This window comes from Neobacillus sp. PVCKKU3 (genome assembly GCF_058323225.1).
On sequence record NZ_JBLVQN010000012.1, the window covers coordinates 32372 to 48792 of the forward strand.

Annotated in this window: 11 protein-coding genes and 1 pseudogene; 11 read left to right on the plus strand and 1 reads right to left on the minus strand. The window is 44.1% G+C overall.

Features of this window, described 5'->3' with window-relative positions:
* Positions 1–51 precede the first annotated feature (51 nt).
* The 10 genes and pseudogenes from pyrR to pyrE all read left to right on the plus strand — a co-directional run bounded on the left by pyrR (position 52) and on the right by pyrE (position 11738).
* The gene (gene pyrR / locus ACNQGS_RS10290; protein ID WP_464493551.1) at positions 52–594 is read left to right on the plus strand and encodes a bifunctional pyr operon transcriptional regulator/uracil phosphoribosyltransferase PyrR; all 543 of its coding nucleotides are present in this window, start codon (positions 52–54) and stop codon (positions 592–594) included.
* 176 nt (positions 595–770) lie between these two features.
* Positions 771–2078, plus strand: a complete 1308-nt coding sequence (locus ACNQGS_RS10295; RefSeq protein ID WP_491487221.1) for a solute carrier family 23 protein — start codon at positions 771–773, stop codon at positions 2076–2078.
* A 160-nt stretch (positions 2079–2238) separates the two neighbouring features.
* The gene (locus tag ACNQGS_RS10300) at positions 2239–3180 is read left to right on the plus strand and encodes an aspartate carbamoyltransferase catalytic subunit (protein ID WP_491487222.1); all 942 of its coding nucleotides are present in this window, start codon (positions 2239–2241) and stop codon (positions 3178–3180) included.
* Positions 3140–4426, plus strand: a complete 1287-nt coding sequence (pyrC, locus tag ACNQGS_RS10305; RefSeq protein ID WP_491487223.1) for a dihydroorotase — start codon at positions 3140–3142, stop codon at positions 4424–4426. Before ACNQGS_RS10300 ends, pyrC begins: the two co-directional genes overlap by 41 nt.
* A pseudogene (locus tag ACNQGS_RS10310) lies at positions 4423–5540 on the plus strand (carbamoyl phosphate synthase small subunit). The gene pyrC and the pseudogene ACNQGS_RS10310 overlap by 4 nt, the downstream one beginning before the upstream one ends.
* Positions 5507–8713, plus strand: coding sequence for a carbamoyl-phosphate synthase large subunit (gene carB, locus ACNQGS_RS10315; RefSeq protein ID WP_491487224.1), 3207 nt, complete (start codon positions 5507–5509; stop codon positions 8711–8713). The pseudogene ACNQGS_RS10310 and the gene carB overlap by 34 nt, the downstream one beginning before the upstream one ends.
* The gene (locus ACNQGS_RS10320) at positions 8710–9483 is read left to right on the plus strand and encodes a dihydroorotate dehydrogenase electron transfer subunit (protein WP_491487225.1); all 774 of its coding nucleotides are present in this window, start codon (positions 8710–8712) and stop codon (positions 9481–9483) included. Before carB ends, ACNQGS_RS10320 begins: the two co-directional genes overlap by 4 nt.
* On the plus strand, positions 9480–10391 hold the full coding sequence (locus ACNQGS_RS10325) for a dihydroorotate dehydrogenase (protein WP_491487226.1): 912 nt from the start codon (positions 9480–9482) through the stop codon (positions 10389–10391). The genes ACNQGS_RS10320 and ACNQGS_RS10325 overlap by 4 nt, the downstream gene beginning before the upstream one ends.
* A gap of 1 nt (position 10392) precedes the next feature.
* Complete coding sequence (pyrF, locus tag ACNQGS_RS10330) at positions 10393–11109, plus strand: orotidine-5'-phosphate decarboxylase (protein ID WP_491487227.1); 717 nt, start codon at positions 10393–10395, stop codon at positions 11107–11109.
* Positions 11106–11738, plus strand: a complete 633-nt coding sequence (gene pyrE, locus ACNQGS_RS10335) for an orotate phosphoribosyltransferase (RefSeq protein WP_491487228.1) — start codon at positions 11106–11108, stop codon at positions 11736–11738. The genes pyrF and pyrE overlap by 4 nt, the downstream gene beginning before the upstream one ends.
* Positions 11739–11774: 36 nt before the next feature.
* Here the strand turns inward: pyrE and ACNQGS_RS10340 are convergent, their stop codons facing one another.
* On the minus strand, positions 11775–13484 hold the full coding sequence (locus ACNQGS_RS10340; RefSeq protein ID WP_491487229.1) for an Rqc2 family fibronectin-binding protein: 1710 nt from the start codon (positions 13482–13484) through the stop codon (positions 11775–11777).
* A 220-nt stretch (positions 13485–13704) separates the two neighbouring features.
* On the opposite strand from ACNQGS_RS10340, the gene ACNQGS_RS10345 reads away from it, so the two are divergent.
* Positions 13705–16383, plus strand: coding sequence for a calcium-translocating P-type ATPase, SERCA-type (locus ACNQGS_RS10345; RefSeq protein WP_491487230.1), 2679 nt, complete (start codon positions 13705–13707; stop codon positions 16381–16383).
* Positions 16384–16421 lie beyond the last annotated feature (38 nt).

Genomic DNA, 16421 nt, shown 5'->3' on the forward strand with positions numbered 1-16421 from the left:
GCCACCACAGGCGAGAGGTTTTTTATTTTAGTATAATAAGAAGGTGAGACAATGAGCCAAAAAGCACTTGTTCTGGATGAACAGGCAATCGGGCGGGCGTTGACAAGGATTGCCCATCAAATCATCGAAAAAAACAAAGGAATCGAAGACTGCGTACTGGTAGGAATTCGGACTAGAGGAATTTATATAGCAAAACGGCTCGCTTTGAAAATAGCCCAAATTGAGGGAAGTCCGATTCAAGTCGGTGAATTGGATATCACTCTTTATCGGGATGATCTAACAAAGAAAACGGAAAGTCAGGAACCACTCGTAAAAGGGTCAGATATACCGTTTGACATAAGTGACAAAAAGGTAGTCCTTGTGGACGATGTTCTTTATACAGGAAGAACAGTTAGGGCTGGACTTGATGCCCTTATGGACCTTGGACGTCCAGCTTCCATCCAGCTTGCGGTACTGGTCGACCGCGGTCACAGGGAACTGCCAATCAGAGCAGACTATGTTGGGAAGAATATCCCTACTTCAAGCAATGAAAAAATTGTTGTTGAACTGCTGGAAGTAGATAAAGTTGATCAAGTAAGTATATATGACAAATAAATAGCAGCCCTTTTAATTTCAGTCCCGTGAGGCTGACAAAGGGAAAAGCGCACATCTGGACCATTTTCTGGTGCGCCTTTCACCCCTCTTTGTCAACTACATGGCAAAGAGGGTTTTTTATTTGAACAATTGAAGAAAATAAAGAAAACAATATAGAAATTAGGAGAGAACAGAAAATGAGTAATAAACCAATCCTAGATGTTAAAGATAGACCAAAACCGGCCCAATGGCTGACCTTAAGCTTGCAGCATTTATTTGCAATGTTCGGGGCAACAATCCTAGTACCATACCTGGTTGGTTTAGACCCAGCGATAGCACTAATATCCAGCGGACTCGGAACGTTGGCATTCCTATTGATTACGAAATTTCAGGTTCCTGCCTATCTTGGTTCATCTTTCGCTTATATTGCACCGGTAATTGCTGCAAAAGCCTCTGGCGGACCTGCAGCGGCGATGGTCGGAACATTTTTAGCTGGCCTTGTTTATGGAATTGTCGCTTTAATTATAAGCAAAGCGGGGCATCGCTGGATTATGAACTTACTCCCCCCAATTGTTGTTGGACCGGTCATTGTTGTAATCGGCCTCGCCATTTCCGGAACTGCGGTGGGAATGGCTATGAACAACCCAGCTGGAAAGTATAGCATGCTTCACTTCTCAGTGGCGCTTGTGACGCTGGCAGCGACCATTATTTTCTCAATATACGCAAAAAAAATGCTCAGCATTATCCCTATCTTGGCCGGGATTATTGTCGGCTATGTATATGCCGTGATTGTAGGAATTGTTGATTTCAAACCAGTACTAGAGGCAAAGTGGTTTGCCGCTCCTGACTTCTTAATTCCGTTTGTCAGCTATGATGTAAAGTTCACGTGGAATATTTTCTGGTTAATGGTGCCTGTTGCCATTGTTACACTATCTGAGCATATTGGACACCAGCTTGTTCTTAGCAAGGTTGTCAGCCGCGATTACATAAAAGAGCCGGGCTTACACCGTTCAATCCTTGGTGATGGAACAGCCACAATTATTTCGGCGCTAGTCGGCGGACCTCCCAAAACCACCTATGGTGAAAATATTGGAGTCTTGGCCATTACAAGAGTCTACAGTGTATATGTACTAGCGGGTGCCGCGGTTCTAGCCATCATCTTCGGCTTTATTGGAAAAATAACAGCTTTAATCCAAACCATACCAACACCTGTAATGGGGGGAGTTTCCATTCTCCTGTTCGGAATTATTGCTTCCTCAGGATTAAGAATGCTGGTTGACAGTAAAATTGATTTTGGCGACAAACGCAATCTCGTAATTTCATCGGTAATCCTTGTCATCGGTATCGGCGGCGCGGTAGTCAAGCTGCCATTCAATATCGAAATCCAAGGAATGGCCCTGGCGGCAATTTGCGGGGTGTTATTAAACCTGATCCTCCCTGGAAAACCGAAAGTCAGTGAAAATATGTTTGAAACAGAAGAAACAACTAACAAAAAAACAGCATAAAAAAATGCCTTTTAAATTAAGTACAGAGAGACTTGGAAGGGTGTGTTACTTAACTTGGATATGGGCTGCAATTTTGTCCATATCTTAGGTTAAATTTTTGGCACCCTGACCACTTAGTCAGGGTGTTTTTTTTAGCAATCAGAGAAGGTGGGGAAAAAGGATGTTACAGCACCTATTAACAACAAACGAGTTAAAAGTTGAGGAGATTTATCAAATCCTTGAGGATGCTGAAAGGTTTTCACAAGGGCTGTTTTGGAAACCGGAAAGAAAAATGTATACAGCAAACCTTTTTTTCGAAGCTAGTACCCGAACGAAAAGCAGCTTTGAGATGGCTCAAAGAAGGTTAGGATTAAGCGTCATTCCTTTTGAAGTCCAAACCTCAAGCGTACAAAAAGGTGAGACATTATATGATACTGTAAAAACGCTGGAATCAATTGGTGTTGATACTGTAGTCATCCGCCACAGCCAGGATCGCTATTTTGATGAATTGGTTGAAAATATCAATATTCCAATTTTAAATGGAGGCGATGGCTGTGGACACCACCCGACACAATCTCTTCTTGATCTGTTAACAATAAAGCAGGAGTTTGGCAGTTTTTCAGGCTTGAAAATTGCCATTGTTGGAGACATCAGTCATAGCCGGGTTGCGCGTTCTAACGCGGATGCATTAACGAGGCTTGGGGCGGAGGTCATTTTCTCAGGACCGGAAGAATGGTTTGACTACCATAGTTTAAGTACCTCCCGCTTTAAACCAATTGATGAGGCAATTCACGAAGCTGATGTTGTCATGCTTCTTCGTGTACAGCATGAACGCCATCAGAAAAAGGGAAGCTTTACTGCCTCTGAATACCATAAAAAATATGGTCTAACCCTAGAGAGGGAAAAGCAAATGCAGCCGCACAGCATTATCATGCATCCGGCCCCGGTAAACCGAAACGTTGAAATCGCAGACAGCCTAGTTGAATGTGAACGTTCAAGAATTTTTAAACAAATGCAAAACGGAGTTTATGTAAGAATGGCGGCATTGAAGCGGTCACTTGAAAGTTTAGGAGGAGATAAATATGAAACTACTTATTCAGAACGCAAAATATATAGCATCTAATGGAGAAATGAAACAATCTGATATTTTAATAGAAAATGGGATTATTAGCAAACTGGGACCTAATTTAACAAATTTGGCAGAAAGAACTGTAGATGCACAAGGATTGCTTGTATCACCAGGGTTTGTTGATCTTCACGTCCATCTAAGGGAACCTGGCGGTGAGAAAAAGGAAACCATCGCAACTGGTACGATGGCAGCAGCCCGCGGCGGTTTTACGACAGTAGCGGCCATGCCAAATACGAGACCGGTGCCTGACACCAAGGAGCAGATGAATTGGGTGATGGACAGGATTAAGGAAACAGCTAGCGTACGCGTTTTGCCATACGCCTCCATTACAACAAGACAGCTTGGTCAAGAATTAACTGATTTTGCAGCACTGAAAGAGGCTGGAGCATTTGCCTTTACCGATGACGGTGTTGGTGTTCAATCGGCAGATATGATGCTTCAGGCAATGCAAAAAGCAAAAGAAGTAAATATGGCAATTGTAGCCCATTGTGAGGAAAATACATTGATTCATAAAGGCTGTGTCCATGAAGGTACCTTCTCCAAGCAGCACGGGTTAAACGGGATCCCTTCTATTTGTGAATCTGTTCAAATTTCCAGGGATGTCCTGCTCGCTGAAGCTTCTGGCTGCCATTATCATGTCTGCCATATCAGCACAAAGGAATCAGTGAGGACCGTCCGAGACGCTAAGCGGGCTGGCATTAAAGTTACCGCGGAAGTAACTCCGCACCATCTTCTATTATCAGAAAATGATATTCCGGGACTGGATGCTAACTTTAAGATGAACCCTCCGCTTCGGGGTGAAGACGATAAAAAGGCGTTAATTGAAGGGCTGATGGATGGTACGATTGATTTTATCGCTACTGACCATGCACCGCATACTGCCGAAGAAAAAGCTGAAGGAATGCAATTGGCGCCGTTCGGAATTGTCGGTTTGGAAACAGCCTTTCCGCTTCTTTACACTCATTTCGTCTTGAAAAACATCATCACACTTGACCAGCTAATTGCTTATATGACGACAAAGCCTGCCGATTGCTTTGAACTTCCTTTTGGAAGAATTGAAGAGGGTGCGGCAGCGGATATCGTGTTATTAGACTTAAACGAAGAAAAAGAAATCAATCCTGATGAGTTTTTATCAAAAGGGAAAAACACCCCATTTGCCGGTTGGAAGTGCAAAGGGTGGCCGGTATTAACAATTGCTTCAGGCCAAATAGTTTGGGAAAAAGGACGTGTTACAGCATGAAGGCTCAGCTAATATTAGAAGATGGAACTGTTTTTATCGGTGATGGCTTTGGAAGCCATGTAGATACAATTGGTGAAGTTGTTTTTAATACAGGAATGACAGGCTATCAGGAAATTCTATCCGACCCATCCTATTGCGGACAAATCGTTATGCTCACATACCCGTTAATCGGGAACTACGGAATTAACCGCGATGATTTTGAATCGATTACTCCTGCCGTAAAAGGCTTTATTGTTAAAGAATTCAGCGACTTTCCGTCTAACTGGAGAAGTGAGTTTACTGTTGATGAATATTTTAAAATGAAAAAAATCCCTGGAATTGCCGGGATTGACACTCGTAAACTGGCAAGAATTATCCGCCAGCACGGAACGTTAAAGGGTGCGATTTGCAGCATTGAAAACGATGCTTCAGAGGTGTTAAGAGAGTTAAGGAAAACACGCCTGCCAATTGACCAAGTAAGAAGGGTTTCCACAAAGAATCCTTATCCAAGCCCGGGACGCGGCAAAAGAATTGTACTTGTCGATTTTGGCATGAAGCATGGAATTTTACGGGAATTAAATGAACGCGGCTGTGATGTGGTCGTCGTTCCATACCATACAACAGCTGATGAGATTTTGAAGCTGCGTCCTGATGGAGTCATGCTCTCCAACGGACCTGGGGATCCAAAGGATGTGCCAGAAGGAATCCAAATGATAAAGGACATCTTGGGGAAAGTGCCTCTTTTCGGAATTTGTCTTGGCCATCAATTGTTTGCCCTGGCATGCGGAGCTGATACTGTTAAAATGAAGTTCGGTCACCGTGGGGCGAATCATCCGGTAAAGGAACTATCAACAGGAAAGGTGTCAATTACCTCTCAAAATCATGGTTATACAGTAGATGAAAAATCAGTTAAAAATACCAAACTAGAAGTGACCCACATTGCTTTAAATGATGGAACTGTTGAGGGTCTTAAATCTTTAGAGTATCCAGCCTTTACAGTACAATATCACCCAGAGGCATCACCTGGTCCAGAAGATGCAAACGGATTATTTGAACAGTTTCTTGCGATGATTGAAGCTGAAAAACAGGAGGTAGCAGCAAATGCCTAAACGTACAGATATCAACTCCATTCTAGTGATTGGCTCAGGGCCAATCGTCATCGGTCAAGCGGCAGAATTTGATTACGCAGGTACTCAAGCTTGTCTGGCCCTTAAGGAGGAAGGATACCGGGTGATCCTCGTCAACTCCAATCCTGCTACCATTATGACAGACGCAGAAATTGCCGATGCCGTTTATATTGAGCCTCTGACACTGGATTTTGTCTCGAGAATTATCCGTAAGGAGCGTCCTGACGCCGTTTTAGGAACATTAGGCGGTCAGACTGGGTTGAATTTAACTGTTGAACTGGCAAATTCAGGCGTTCTTGAAGAGTGTGGTGTTGAGATTCTGGGAACGAAGCTTACTGCCATTAATCAAGCAGAAGACCGTGAATTGTTCCGTGCGCTTATGAATGAACTGAATCAACCGGTACCTGACAGCGAAATTATCCATGGACTTAACGAAGCCAAAGTTTTTGTGGAAAGGGTAGGTTTTCCGGTCATTGTCCGTCCGGCCTTTACGCTGGGTGGAACTGGCGGCGGCATTTGCCATAATGACGCCGAGCTTGAGGAAATTGTAACAAGCGGTCTTAAGAACAGCCCTGTTCACCAATGTTTATTGGAAAAAAGCATTGCTGGTTATAAAGAAATTGAATATGAAGTGATGCGCGATGCCAACGATAATGCCATCGTCGTCTGCAACATGGAAAACATCGATCCGGTTGGTGTTCATACGGGTGATTCCATTGTTGTTGCGCCAAGTCAGACATTAAGTGATAGAGAATACCAATTATTAAGAAATGTGTCTTTAAAAATTATCCGTGCGCTGGGTATTGAAGGAGGCTGTAATGTTCAGCTTGCCCTAGATCCATACAGCTTTAACTATTATGTCATTGAAGTAAATCCAAGGGTAAGCCGTTCTTCGGCCTTAGCATCGAAGGCAACAGGATATCCGATTGCCAAGCTTGCAGCAAAAATCGCAGTTGGATTGACACTTGATGAAATGCTGAACCCTGTTACCGGAAAAACATATGCTAGCTTCGAGCCTGCCCTTGATTATGTTGTAACGAAAATCCCTAGATGGCCATTTGACAAGTTTGAGTCCGGAAACCGTTCGCTTGGAACACAAATGAAGGCAACTGGTGAGGTCATGGCAATTGGCCGTACATTTGAAGAATCTTTGTTAAAAGCAATTCGTTCCCTCGAAGCGGGTGTCTATCACTTTCAACTTAACGGTGCCGCTGAAATTGATAACGACCTAATTGAAAAGCGAATCAGAAAAGCCGGTGATGAGCGCCTCTTTTACATTGCTGAAGCGTTAAAACGCGGCATTATGATTGAGACGATTCATGAGTGGAGCAAGATTGACCTATTTTTCTTGAAGAAAATGGAGGGCATTATCAAGCTTGAGGCAAAATTAGCTGACAACCAGTTTGATATCGAACTTCTTAAAGAAGCAAAGCAAAAAGGCTTTACCGATAAGAAAATTGCTGAGCTTTGGGATAAAACTGAAAGTGAGATTTACAAGCTTCGGAAAGACTTAGGTCTCATCCCGGTTTATAAAATGGTAGATACATGCGCTGCGGAGTTTGAGTCAGAAACTCCATATTTCTATGGAACTTACGAAGAAGAAAACGAATCTCTTGTGTCAGATATAAAAAGTGTCATCGTGCTCGGATCAGGCCCAATTCGGATTGGCCAGGGGATTGAGTTTGACTATGCGACTGTCCATTCTGTAAAAGCCATTAAGGAAGCAGGCTATGAGGCAATTATCATTAACAACAATCCGGAAACAGTCTCGACGGATTTCAGTATCTCTGACAAGCTGTACTTTGAACCGCTGACAATTGAAGATGTAATGAGCATCATTGATTTGGAACAACCGATGGGAGTAGTCGTTCAATTTGGCGGTCAGACAGCGATTAACCTTGCTGCGAAACTTGAGGAAAATGGTGTTAACATTTTAGGAACAAGCTTAGAGGACTTAGACCGTGCGGAGAACAGGGATAAATTTGAGCAGTCGCTTGAATTGTTGAACATTCCGCAGCCGCTTGGAAAGACCGCCCTTTCAGTCGCGGAAGCAGTCATAATTGCTGAGGAAATCGGCTATCCGGTCCTTGTCCGTCCATCCTATGTGCTTGGCGGCAGGGCGATGGAAATTGTGTATCGCAAGGAAGAACTGCTCCATTATATGGAGAATGCCGTCAAAATCAATCCTGATCATCCAGTCTTAATTGACCGTTATCTAACCGGTAAAGAAATTGAAGTAGATGCCATTTGCGACGGTCAAAATGTCTTGATTCCAGGTATTATGGAACATATTGAGCGGGCAGGGGTGCACTCCGGTGACTCTATCGCCGTATATCCGCCGCAAACATTATCTGAGGATGTTAAGAAGACACTTGTTGAATATACAGAAAGATTAGCAAGGGGCTTGAACATTGTTGGTCTCCTAAACATTCAATATGTGTTATCGGGCGGTCAGGTTTACGTGCTGGAAGTGAATCCACGTTCGAGCCGGACAGTGCCGTTCTTAAGTAAAATCACCCATGTTCCGATGGCCAAGATTGCAACAAAAGCTATTCTTGGGGTCTCAATCGTTGAGCAGGGCTATCAGTCCGGACTGGTGCCAGAACAATCAGGTGTATATGTGAAAGTTCCGGTATTCTCTTTTGCCAAATTAAAAGATGTTGATATCACGCTTGGACCAGAAATGAAATCAACTGGCGAAGTTATGGGCAAGGATATCACCCTTGAGAAGGCTCTTTACAAGGGATTAGTTGCATCAGGAATGAATATTCAGCCGTTTGGGACGGTCTTGTTTACAGTCGCTGATAAGGATAAACAAGAAGCGCTTAAGCTTGCGAAACGGTTTGCCAGCATTGGCTATCGTTTGGTGGCCACAAGCGGAACAGCAGCTATAATAAAATCTGCCGGTCTTCCGGTTGAGGTAGTCGGCAAAATTGGTGCAGAAGGCAAGACGTTATTGGATATTATCCAAAATGGTGAAGCGCAGTTAATCGTTAATACATTGACAAAAGGGAAACAGCCTGAGCGTGACGGTTTTAGAATCCGCCGTGATGCTGTTGAAAATGGAGTTCCATGCTTGACCTCATTAGATACTGCCGATGCTATCTTAAAAGTGGTGGAGTCCATGAACTTTTCCGCGGAAGCGATGAGTGTACCAAGCAGGGAGGCTGTGTTTGCATGATACGGAAGGAAATTTGTAAAATCATCAGCCAAAAGTTAATTGCTGAGAACATTTATGAGCTTACCGTAAAGGCTGAGATGGTTCATGACATCACCGAGCCTGGACAATTTGTTCATATTCGGGTAGGAAATGGATTGGATCCACTTTTGCGAAGACCAATCAGCATTTCCTCGTATGATGTAACGGAAGAGCAGTTTACGATGATCTATAGAAAAGATGGAAAGGGAACTTCGCTATTGGCCTCAATGGTGCCGGGGATGGAACTCGATATCCTCGGACCTCTTGGCAATGGCTTCCCTATTAATGAAGCCAATATTGGTGAGACTGCTTTGCTCGTGGGTGGAGGAATTGGTGTCCCTCCCCTCTATGAGCTTGCGAAACAGTTGACAGCAAAAGGCGTAAAAGTCATCAATGTCCTGGGCTTCCAAGCTGAATCCGCCGTTTTCTACGAACAGGATTTTTCGGAACTGGGCGAAACATATGTGGCTACTGCGGATGGTTCTTATGGAGTTAAAGGGTTTGTAACGGATGTCATAAAAGATTTACAGTTTGATTGTGTATATTCTTGTGGCCCGACCCCGATGTTAAGAGCACTTGAACAGCAGTACTCTCATAAAAAAATGTTTTTATCGTTAGAGGAACGGATGGGCTGCGGCGTTGGGGCTTGCCTTGCCTGTGTATGCAAAAAGGTGGATGACCCGACGGGAGCTTCCTATAAAAAAGTATGCAGTGACGGACCTGTATTCCGTGCCGGAGAGGTGATAATATGAGCCGATTACATGTTGAATTGCCAGGACTTAGCTTGAAAAATCCAATCATGCCGGCCTCAGGCTGCTTCGGGTTTGGCCGCGAGTACAGCCAATTTTACGATTTAAGCAATCTTGGTGCAATCATGATCAAAGCAACAACGGCTGAGCCCCGGTTTGGAAACCCGACGCCAAGGGTCGCCGAAACTTCAGCAGGGATGCTAAATGCAATCGGGCTGCAAAACCCAGGACTCGAAAAGGTTGTTTCCGAAGAGCTGACATGGCTGTCCCAATATGATGTACCGATTATTGCCAATGTGGCTGGGTCGCTTGAAGAGGATTATGTGAAGGTTGCACAGGAAATCTCAAAAGCGCCAAACGTCCATGCACTGGAATTAAATATATCCTGCCCTAACGTTAAAACGGGTGGAATTGCCTTTGGAACCATCCCAGAAGTGGCTAAACAATTAACACGAAGAGTAAAGGAAGTTTCCGAAGTTCCGGTTTATGTAAAGCTGTCTCCAAACGTCACCAATATTGTCGAGATGGCAAAGGCGGTAGAGGATGGCGGTGCTGATGGCATTACAATGATTAACACGCTTGTAGGAATGCGGTTGAATCTAAAAACAGGCAAGCCAATTTTGGCGAATCGAACTGGCGGCCTTTCTGGCCCTGCTGTAAAACCTGTTGCGATTCGAATGGTCTATGAAGTAAGCCAAGCGGTAAATATACCGATTATCGGAATGGGCGGCATCGAATCTGCAGAGGATGTCATTGAATTTTTCTACGCAGGAGCAAGTGCCGTCGCTGTAGGTACAGCAAATTTTGTGAACCCGTTTGTCTGCCCCGAGATTATCGAACAGCTGCCGGTGCTTCTAAATCAACTAGGATTTGAACATATTAGTGAATGTACGGGAAGGAGCTGGAAATAGGATGAACAACTCGCTTATCATCGCGCTTGATTTTGCTAATGCGGCTGAAGTAGATCAATTTTTACAACCATTTGCCGGCAAAGAGCTTTTTGTTAAAGTAGGAATGGAGCTTTTTTACCAAGAAGGGCCTTCGATTATTCACCGTTTAAAGGAATCAGGTCACCGCATTTTCTTAGATTTGAAGCTTCATGATATACCAAATACTGTTTACAGTGCGATGATGGGGCTTGCTCGCATGAACTGTGACCTTGTCAATGTTCATGCTGCAGGCGGAAAAGAAATGATGGCTGCGGCGTTAGAGGGACTGGAGGCTGGTTCTGCGCCCGGAAAGAAAAGGCCGTATTGCATTGCCGTTACCCAGCTGACAAGTACATCGGAAGAGCAAATGAGGAGAGAGCAGCTGATTGGGGTTTCGCTTGAGGAATCGGTACTGCACTATGCTTCCCTGACAAAGGAAGCAGGACTCGACGGAGTTGTTTGTTCAGCATGGGAAGCAGCGTCCATCCGTGAAAAGATTGGCGCTGACTTTTTGTCCGTATGTCCAGGAATCCGGCTTTCTTCGGATTCTGTTGGGGATCAAAAACGGGTAGCAACACCAGAATTTGCAAGATCTGCAGGTGTCAGTGCGATTGTTGTCGGGCGTTCAATCACAAGGTCGGCTGATCCTCTTAAAAGCTATGAACACTGGATGGAAGCATGGAAGGGAGTACATCAATGAAACACACTATTGCTGAAAAATTACTAGACATTAACGCGGTGGGATTAAGCCCGCAAAATCCATTTACTTGGACTTCAGGGCTTCGTTCCCCCATTTATTGTGACAATCGGCTCACCTTATCCTATCCTGCCGTCCGCAGGGCTATTGCCAGTGGGCTGCAAAAACTAATCGCCGAGAATTTTCCTGGTACTGAAGTGGTGGCTGGAACAGCAACTGCCGGTATTCCTCACGCTGCCTGGGTCAGCGAGCTGATGGATTTGCCAATGTGCTATGTTCGCTCTAAAGCAAAGGGCCATGGCAAAGGGAATCAGATTGAAGGAAAAGTCGAGCAGGGACAAAAAGTGGTTGTGGTTGAAGATTTAATCTCCACCGGCGGTAGTGTCATCACAGCTGTAGAGGCCCTTAGAGAAGCAGGTTGTGAAGTACTTGGGGTCGTATCCATTTTTACATACGGTCTTGAAAAAGGTAAAGAAGCATTTGCTGCGGAAGGAATTACAAGTTACTCCTTGACTGATTTTCCTTCACTAGTTGAGACGGCCATTGAAAAAGGCTATATCAGCCAGGATGATCAGGAAAGCCTGCTTGCATGGAGTAAGAATCCTAGTGAGTGGAGCAAACAGTACGAGTAATATAAAAGCCCCGGATGTCAATCCAGGGCTTTTTATTTATCTTTTTAATTTCAGTACCATTTCCTCATCCGGCGTCACGTAAACCGTCTGCTGATGGTCATAAATGACAAATCCGGGCTTAGCACCGCTAGGCTTTTTGACGTGTCGCACTTTTGTAAAATCAACCGGAACTGAACTGGAATTTTTCGCCTTGCTAAAATAGGATGCCAGCATTGCGGCTTCGTGAATGGTCCCTTCAGATGGTTCCTTACTGCGAATAACGACATGCGAACCGGGAATGTCCTTTGTATGCAGCCAAATTTCATCCCTTGCCGCAAGCTTATTAGTCAGATAGTCATTTTGTTTATTATTTTTTCCAACGATAATTTCAGTTCCATCAGAGGACTGATAGAAATCAAGAACCGGCTTGGCGTTTTGCACTTTTTTGCCGTTCCGTTTTTTACGGTCGCGAATATATCCGCCCTCCACAAGCTCATCGCGAATCTCCTGCAAATCTCTTGGGGAAGCAGACTGGACCTGCTGCAGTAGGCTGTCAAAATAAGCTGCTTCAACGCGCGCTTTTTCAATCTGTTCGATGACAATCGAAACCGCGTTTTTCGCTTTCTGATACTTGGAAAAATATTTTTGCGCGTTATCAGAAGGAGATTTCCGAGGGTCAAGTGGAATGACAATCGTTCCGCCGTTTTCATCATAATAATCAAGAACCTCGATTTCTTTCATTCCCTTTTTGGCGGCATAGAGATTCGCTGTTAACAATTCCCCGTAACGCTGATATTCATCGGCTTTTTCCGCTTCCTTAAGGGTTGCTTCCAGTTTATCTATTTTCTTTTCATTTTTTTCTTTTTCATTCGTAATAAGCTTCTCAATATCGTTCCCTTGCTGTTTGACCCTGTCCCGTTCCGCCTTGCCGAAATAATAACGCTCCAACGTTTCGCTAAGGCTGGAAAAACTCTTCACCTCACCTTTCAGGTGCTCAAGCGGAAACAAATAAAAGGCTTCCTTTTCGGGAGCAGCGATGATAGACGGTGAAATTGCCCCTGATTGAATTTTTTTAATTAGGCTTAAAAATGTTTTGGGCACAGTCGTCCGATTGGCAAGTCCGCTTTGAAAAATGACCTCTTTCGCAAACAGCGGCGAAATGCCAGCGAACTGCTCCACGAGTTGGCGGTCAAGACGTCCTGCATTAAAATCGATGCCCTTTACAACATCCTCTTCATTTGCCAGAAATGGATTTTGCTTGTTTTGCTCAGGCGGGAACACAAATGGCTGTCCAGGCAGGATGGCCCTGTGACTGTTAACAGCAAACGACACGTGTTTGATACTGTCCAAAATAATATTCCGGGTTTTATCAACTAAGATGATATTACTGTGCCTGCCCATAATTTCGATAATTAATTGCTTATAACTGATATCGCCAATTTCATTCCGGCCTTTGATTTCAAAAATAATCATTCGGTCGGTTTCAACTTGATATAAATCCTCTAAAATATGACCCTCAATATGCTTCCTTAGCAGCATACAAAACATTGGCGGCTCACTAGGGTTTTCGTGGGTTTCGGTGGTAAGCTGTGCTCTGGCATAGCTCGGATGGGCAGATAAAAGCAGTCTGTGATTAACCCCTCCAGCTCGAATCGTTATAATAATTTCATTTTTATAAGGCTGATGAACTTTATTAATCCGCCCGCCTTTTAGGGCACGGGAAAGTTCATGACTAATCGCGTTTGTAAATAAACCATCAAATGACATGGTGAACATCCTTTTCTATTAACAATAGTTTTCTATATAAGTATAACCTTTCAATTGAGAATCTGTCTTTTATCATAGCATTTTTTTGGACGACCCTGAATAAGCTGTCTATAGAGTTCTTGCTTGAGAGTGCAAATGCATTGGCCGCAACTATTTTTTAATGCAGAGATTCACAGGCTTGTCATTAGAATTAGAGCTAAGGGGGAAGTGAGATGGTCGGATGAAGTTCCATGAGATGGAGATAAATCAAGTTGAAAAGGCTCTAGAAACCGACTTTTCATCTGGATTATCAGCAGAGGAAGTGAAAAAAAGGGTAAAGCAATATGGTTTAAATGAGCTAGAAGAAGGGGAGAAGCAATCGGCTTTACTCTTATTTTTTAGCCAATTTAAAGATTTCATGGTGTTGGTGCTCCTTGCAGCAACGTTAATATCGGGGCTGCTTGGTGAATATATCGATGCAATCGCGATCATTGCCATTGTCATTATCAATGGATTTCTTGGCTTCTTCCAAGAACGGAGAGCAGAAAAGTCACTTCAGGCCTTAAAGGAGTTATCAGCTCCGCAGGTCTCAGTGCTAAGAGATGGAAAATGGATTAAGATTCCGTCAAAGGAAATCGTCGTGGGCGATATTTTAAAATTTACAAGCGGCGACCGGATTGGTGCGGATGTTCGTCTGATTGAATCGAAAAGTTTGGAAATCGAGGAATCAGCGCTGACCGGTGAATCTGTACCCGTTTCGAAAATTACGGAAAAGCTGACGAATGAAAATCCTGGCATTGGCGATATGGAAAATACAGCCTTTATGGGAACGATGGTAACGAGAGGCAACGGTGTGGGTGTAGCCATTGCTACAGGTATGAAAACAGCGATGGGTCAGATTGCCGGACTTTTGCAAACAGCAGAATCCCAAGAAACACCGCTGCAGCGGAGGCTCGAACAGTTAGGGAAAATTCTAATTACAGTGGCACTTCTTCTGACCTTTCTAGTAGTAGTGGTTGGTGTGATTCAGGGACATGATATTTATACAATGTTTTTGGCAGGCGTTTCCTTAGCAGTAGCGGCAATACCTGAGGGTCTGCCGGCAATCGTGACGGTAGCTTTATCCTTGGGTGTCCAAAAAATGATCAAGCAAAAGGCAATTGTCCGCAAACTGCCGGCAGTTGAAACCCTCGGCTGTGCATCAGTCATTTGTTCCGATAAAACGGGAACCATGACACAAAACAAAATGACGGTAACCCATCTCTGGAGCGGCGGCCAAACATGGACAGTTGACGGTGGCGGCTATCAGCCAAAGGGTGATTTTTTCCGGCATGAAAAGAAGGTTCACCCTAAGGATGAAAAAGCCTTGCAGCAAATGCTGATTTTTGGGATGCTATGCAACCATTCTGAGATAAACCTTAAAGGTGAGGACTATATTCTTGACGGTGATCCAACGGAAGGCGCGCTTTTGGTAAGTGCCATGAAGGCAGGTTTTAGTCGTCCAAAGCTACTTGAGGAATTTACCATTATGAATGAATTTCCTTTCGATTCCTCAAGAAAAATGATGAGCATCCATGTCAAAGACAAACAGGGCAGGCATTTTATCATCACCAAAGGGGCCCCGGATGTTATTTTGGGAATCAGTGAATCGATTCTTTGGGACGGGAGAACCCAATATTTAAACAAGGAAACAAACCAAAAGGTTCAATCCGCGATTGACAATCTGGCATCACAGGCATTAAGGACGATTGCGATTGCCTTTAAGCCAATTCCTGCGAACACGTACATTTTCAGCGAAAAAGAAGCTGAAAGCAAATTGACATTTATTGGTGTCCAAGGGATGATTGACCCGCCAAGACCTGAAGTGAAATTAGCCGTTAAAGAGTGTAAAGAGGCAGGCATAAAAACTGTCATGATTACCGGCGACCATGCCATCACCGCTAAAGCAATTGCAGCTCAGCTTGGGATCTTAACGAGTAAGAGCAAGGTGCTTGACGGTAAGCAATTATCTGAAATGTCAGTTGAGGATTTAGAAAATGTGGTGGAAGATGTTTCGGTTTTTGCCAGGGTATCACCAGAACATAAACTGAAAATTGTTAAAGCCCTTCAGAACAGAGGTCATATTGTAGCGATGACAGGGGATGGCGTCAATGATGCTCCTGCCATCAAAGCTGCAGACATTGGCGTAGCCATGGGTATCACCGGAACGGATGTAGCTAAAGAGGCTTCGGCACTCGTTTTACTAGACGATAATTTTGCTACCATTAAAGCAGCCATCAAAGAAGGCAGAAATATTTATGAAAATATCCGCAAGTTCGTCCGTTACTTGTTAGCTTCAAACGTCGGTGAAATTTTGGTAATGTTGTTTGCCATGCTTCTGGGGCTTCCTTTGCCGCTCGTGCCAATCCAGATCCTTTGGGTAAACCTGGTGACAGATGGACTGCCTGCGATGGCACTTGGACTTGATCGCCCGGAGGAAAACGTTATGAAACGTGGGCCGAGAAGTCCTAATGAAGGAGTATTCTCACGTGGACTTGGCTGGAAGGTAGTCTCCCGCGGCTTTTTAATCGGACTGGTGACGCTTTTTGCCTTCATGATTGTCTATCATAATGACCCATCACAGCTGCAATATGCTCAGACTGTTGCTTTTGCCACCCTTGTTATGGCTCAGCTGATCCATGTCTTCGATTGCCGCAGTGAGAAATCTGTCCTGTCAAGAAACCCTTTTGGTAACCAATACCTTGTATGGGCAGTTATATCATCATTGCTAATGGTGTTGGTAGTAATCTACTATCCGCCGCTGCAGCCGATCTTCCACACCCTTCCAATCGCTGCAAAGGATTGGCTGTTGATTATCGGATTATCCTCCATCCCAACTTTTTTACTGGCAGGCTCATTTTTATTAAGAAAAACGAAATAAAGTGTGTTATAATCCAAAAGGTAATAGAATCCATTCTA

Excerpts from the sequence above, each read along its gene's own strand:
- pyrC (WP_491487223.1), top strand. The coding sequence starts at position 3,140 with ATGAAACTACTTATTCAGAACGCAAAATATATAGCATCTAATGGAGAA.
- ACNQGS_RS10345 (WP_491487230.1), top strand. The coding sequence starts at position 13,705 with ATGAAGTTCCATGAGATGGAGATAAATCAAGTTGAAAAGGCTCTAGAA.
- pyrE (WP_491487228.1), top strand. The coding sequence starts at position 11,106 with ATGAAACACACTATTGCTGAAAAATTACTAGACATTAACGCGGTGGGA.
- ACNQGS_RS10325 (WP_491487226.1), top strand. The coding sequence starts at position 9,480 with ATGAGCCGATTACATGTTGAATTGCCAGGACTTAGCTTGAAAAATCCA.
- carB (WP_491487224.1), top strand. The coding sequence starts at position 5,507 with ATGCCTAAACGTACAGATATCAACTCCATTCTAGTGATTGGCTCAGGG.
- ACNQGS_RS10340 (WP_491487229.1), bottom strand. The coding sequence starts at position 13,484 with ATGTCATTTGATGGTTTATTTACAAACGCGATTAGTCATGAACTTTCC.
- ACNQGS_RS10295 (WP_491487221.1), top strand. The coding sequence starts at position 771 with ATGAGTAATAAACCAATCCTAGATGTTAAAGATAGACCAAAACCGGCC.
- pyrR (WP_464493551.1), top strand. The coding sequence starts at position 52 with ATGAGCCAAAAAGCACTTGTTCTGGATGAACAGGCAATCGGGCGGGCG.
- ACNQGS_RS10320 (WP_491487225.1), top strand. The coding sequence starts at position 8,710 with ATGATACGGAAGGAAATTTGTAAAATCATCAGCCAAAAGTTAATTGCT.
- pyrF (WP_491487227.1), top strand. The coding sequence starts at position 10,393 with ATGAACAACTCGCTTATCATCGCGCTTGATTTTGCTAATGCGGCTGAA.
- ACNQGS_RS10300 (WP_491487222.1), top strand. The coding sequence starts at position 2,239 with ATGTTACAGCACCTATTAACAACAAACGAGTTAAAAGTTGAGGAGATT.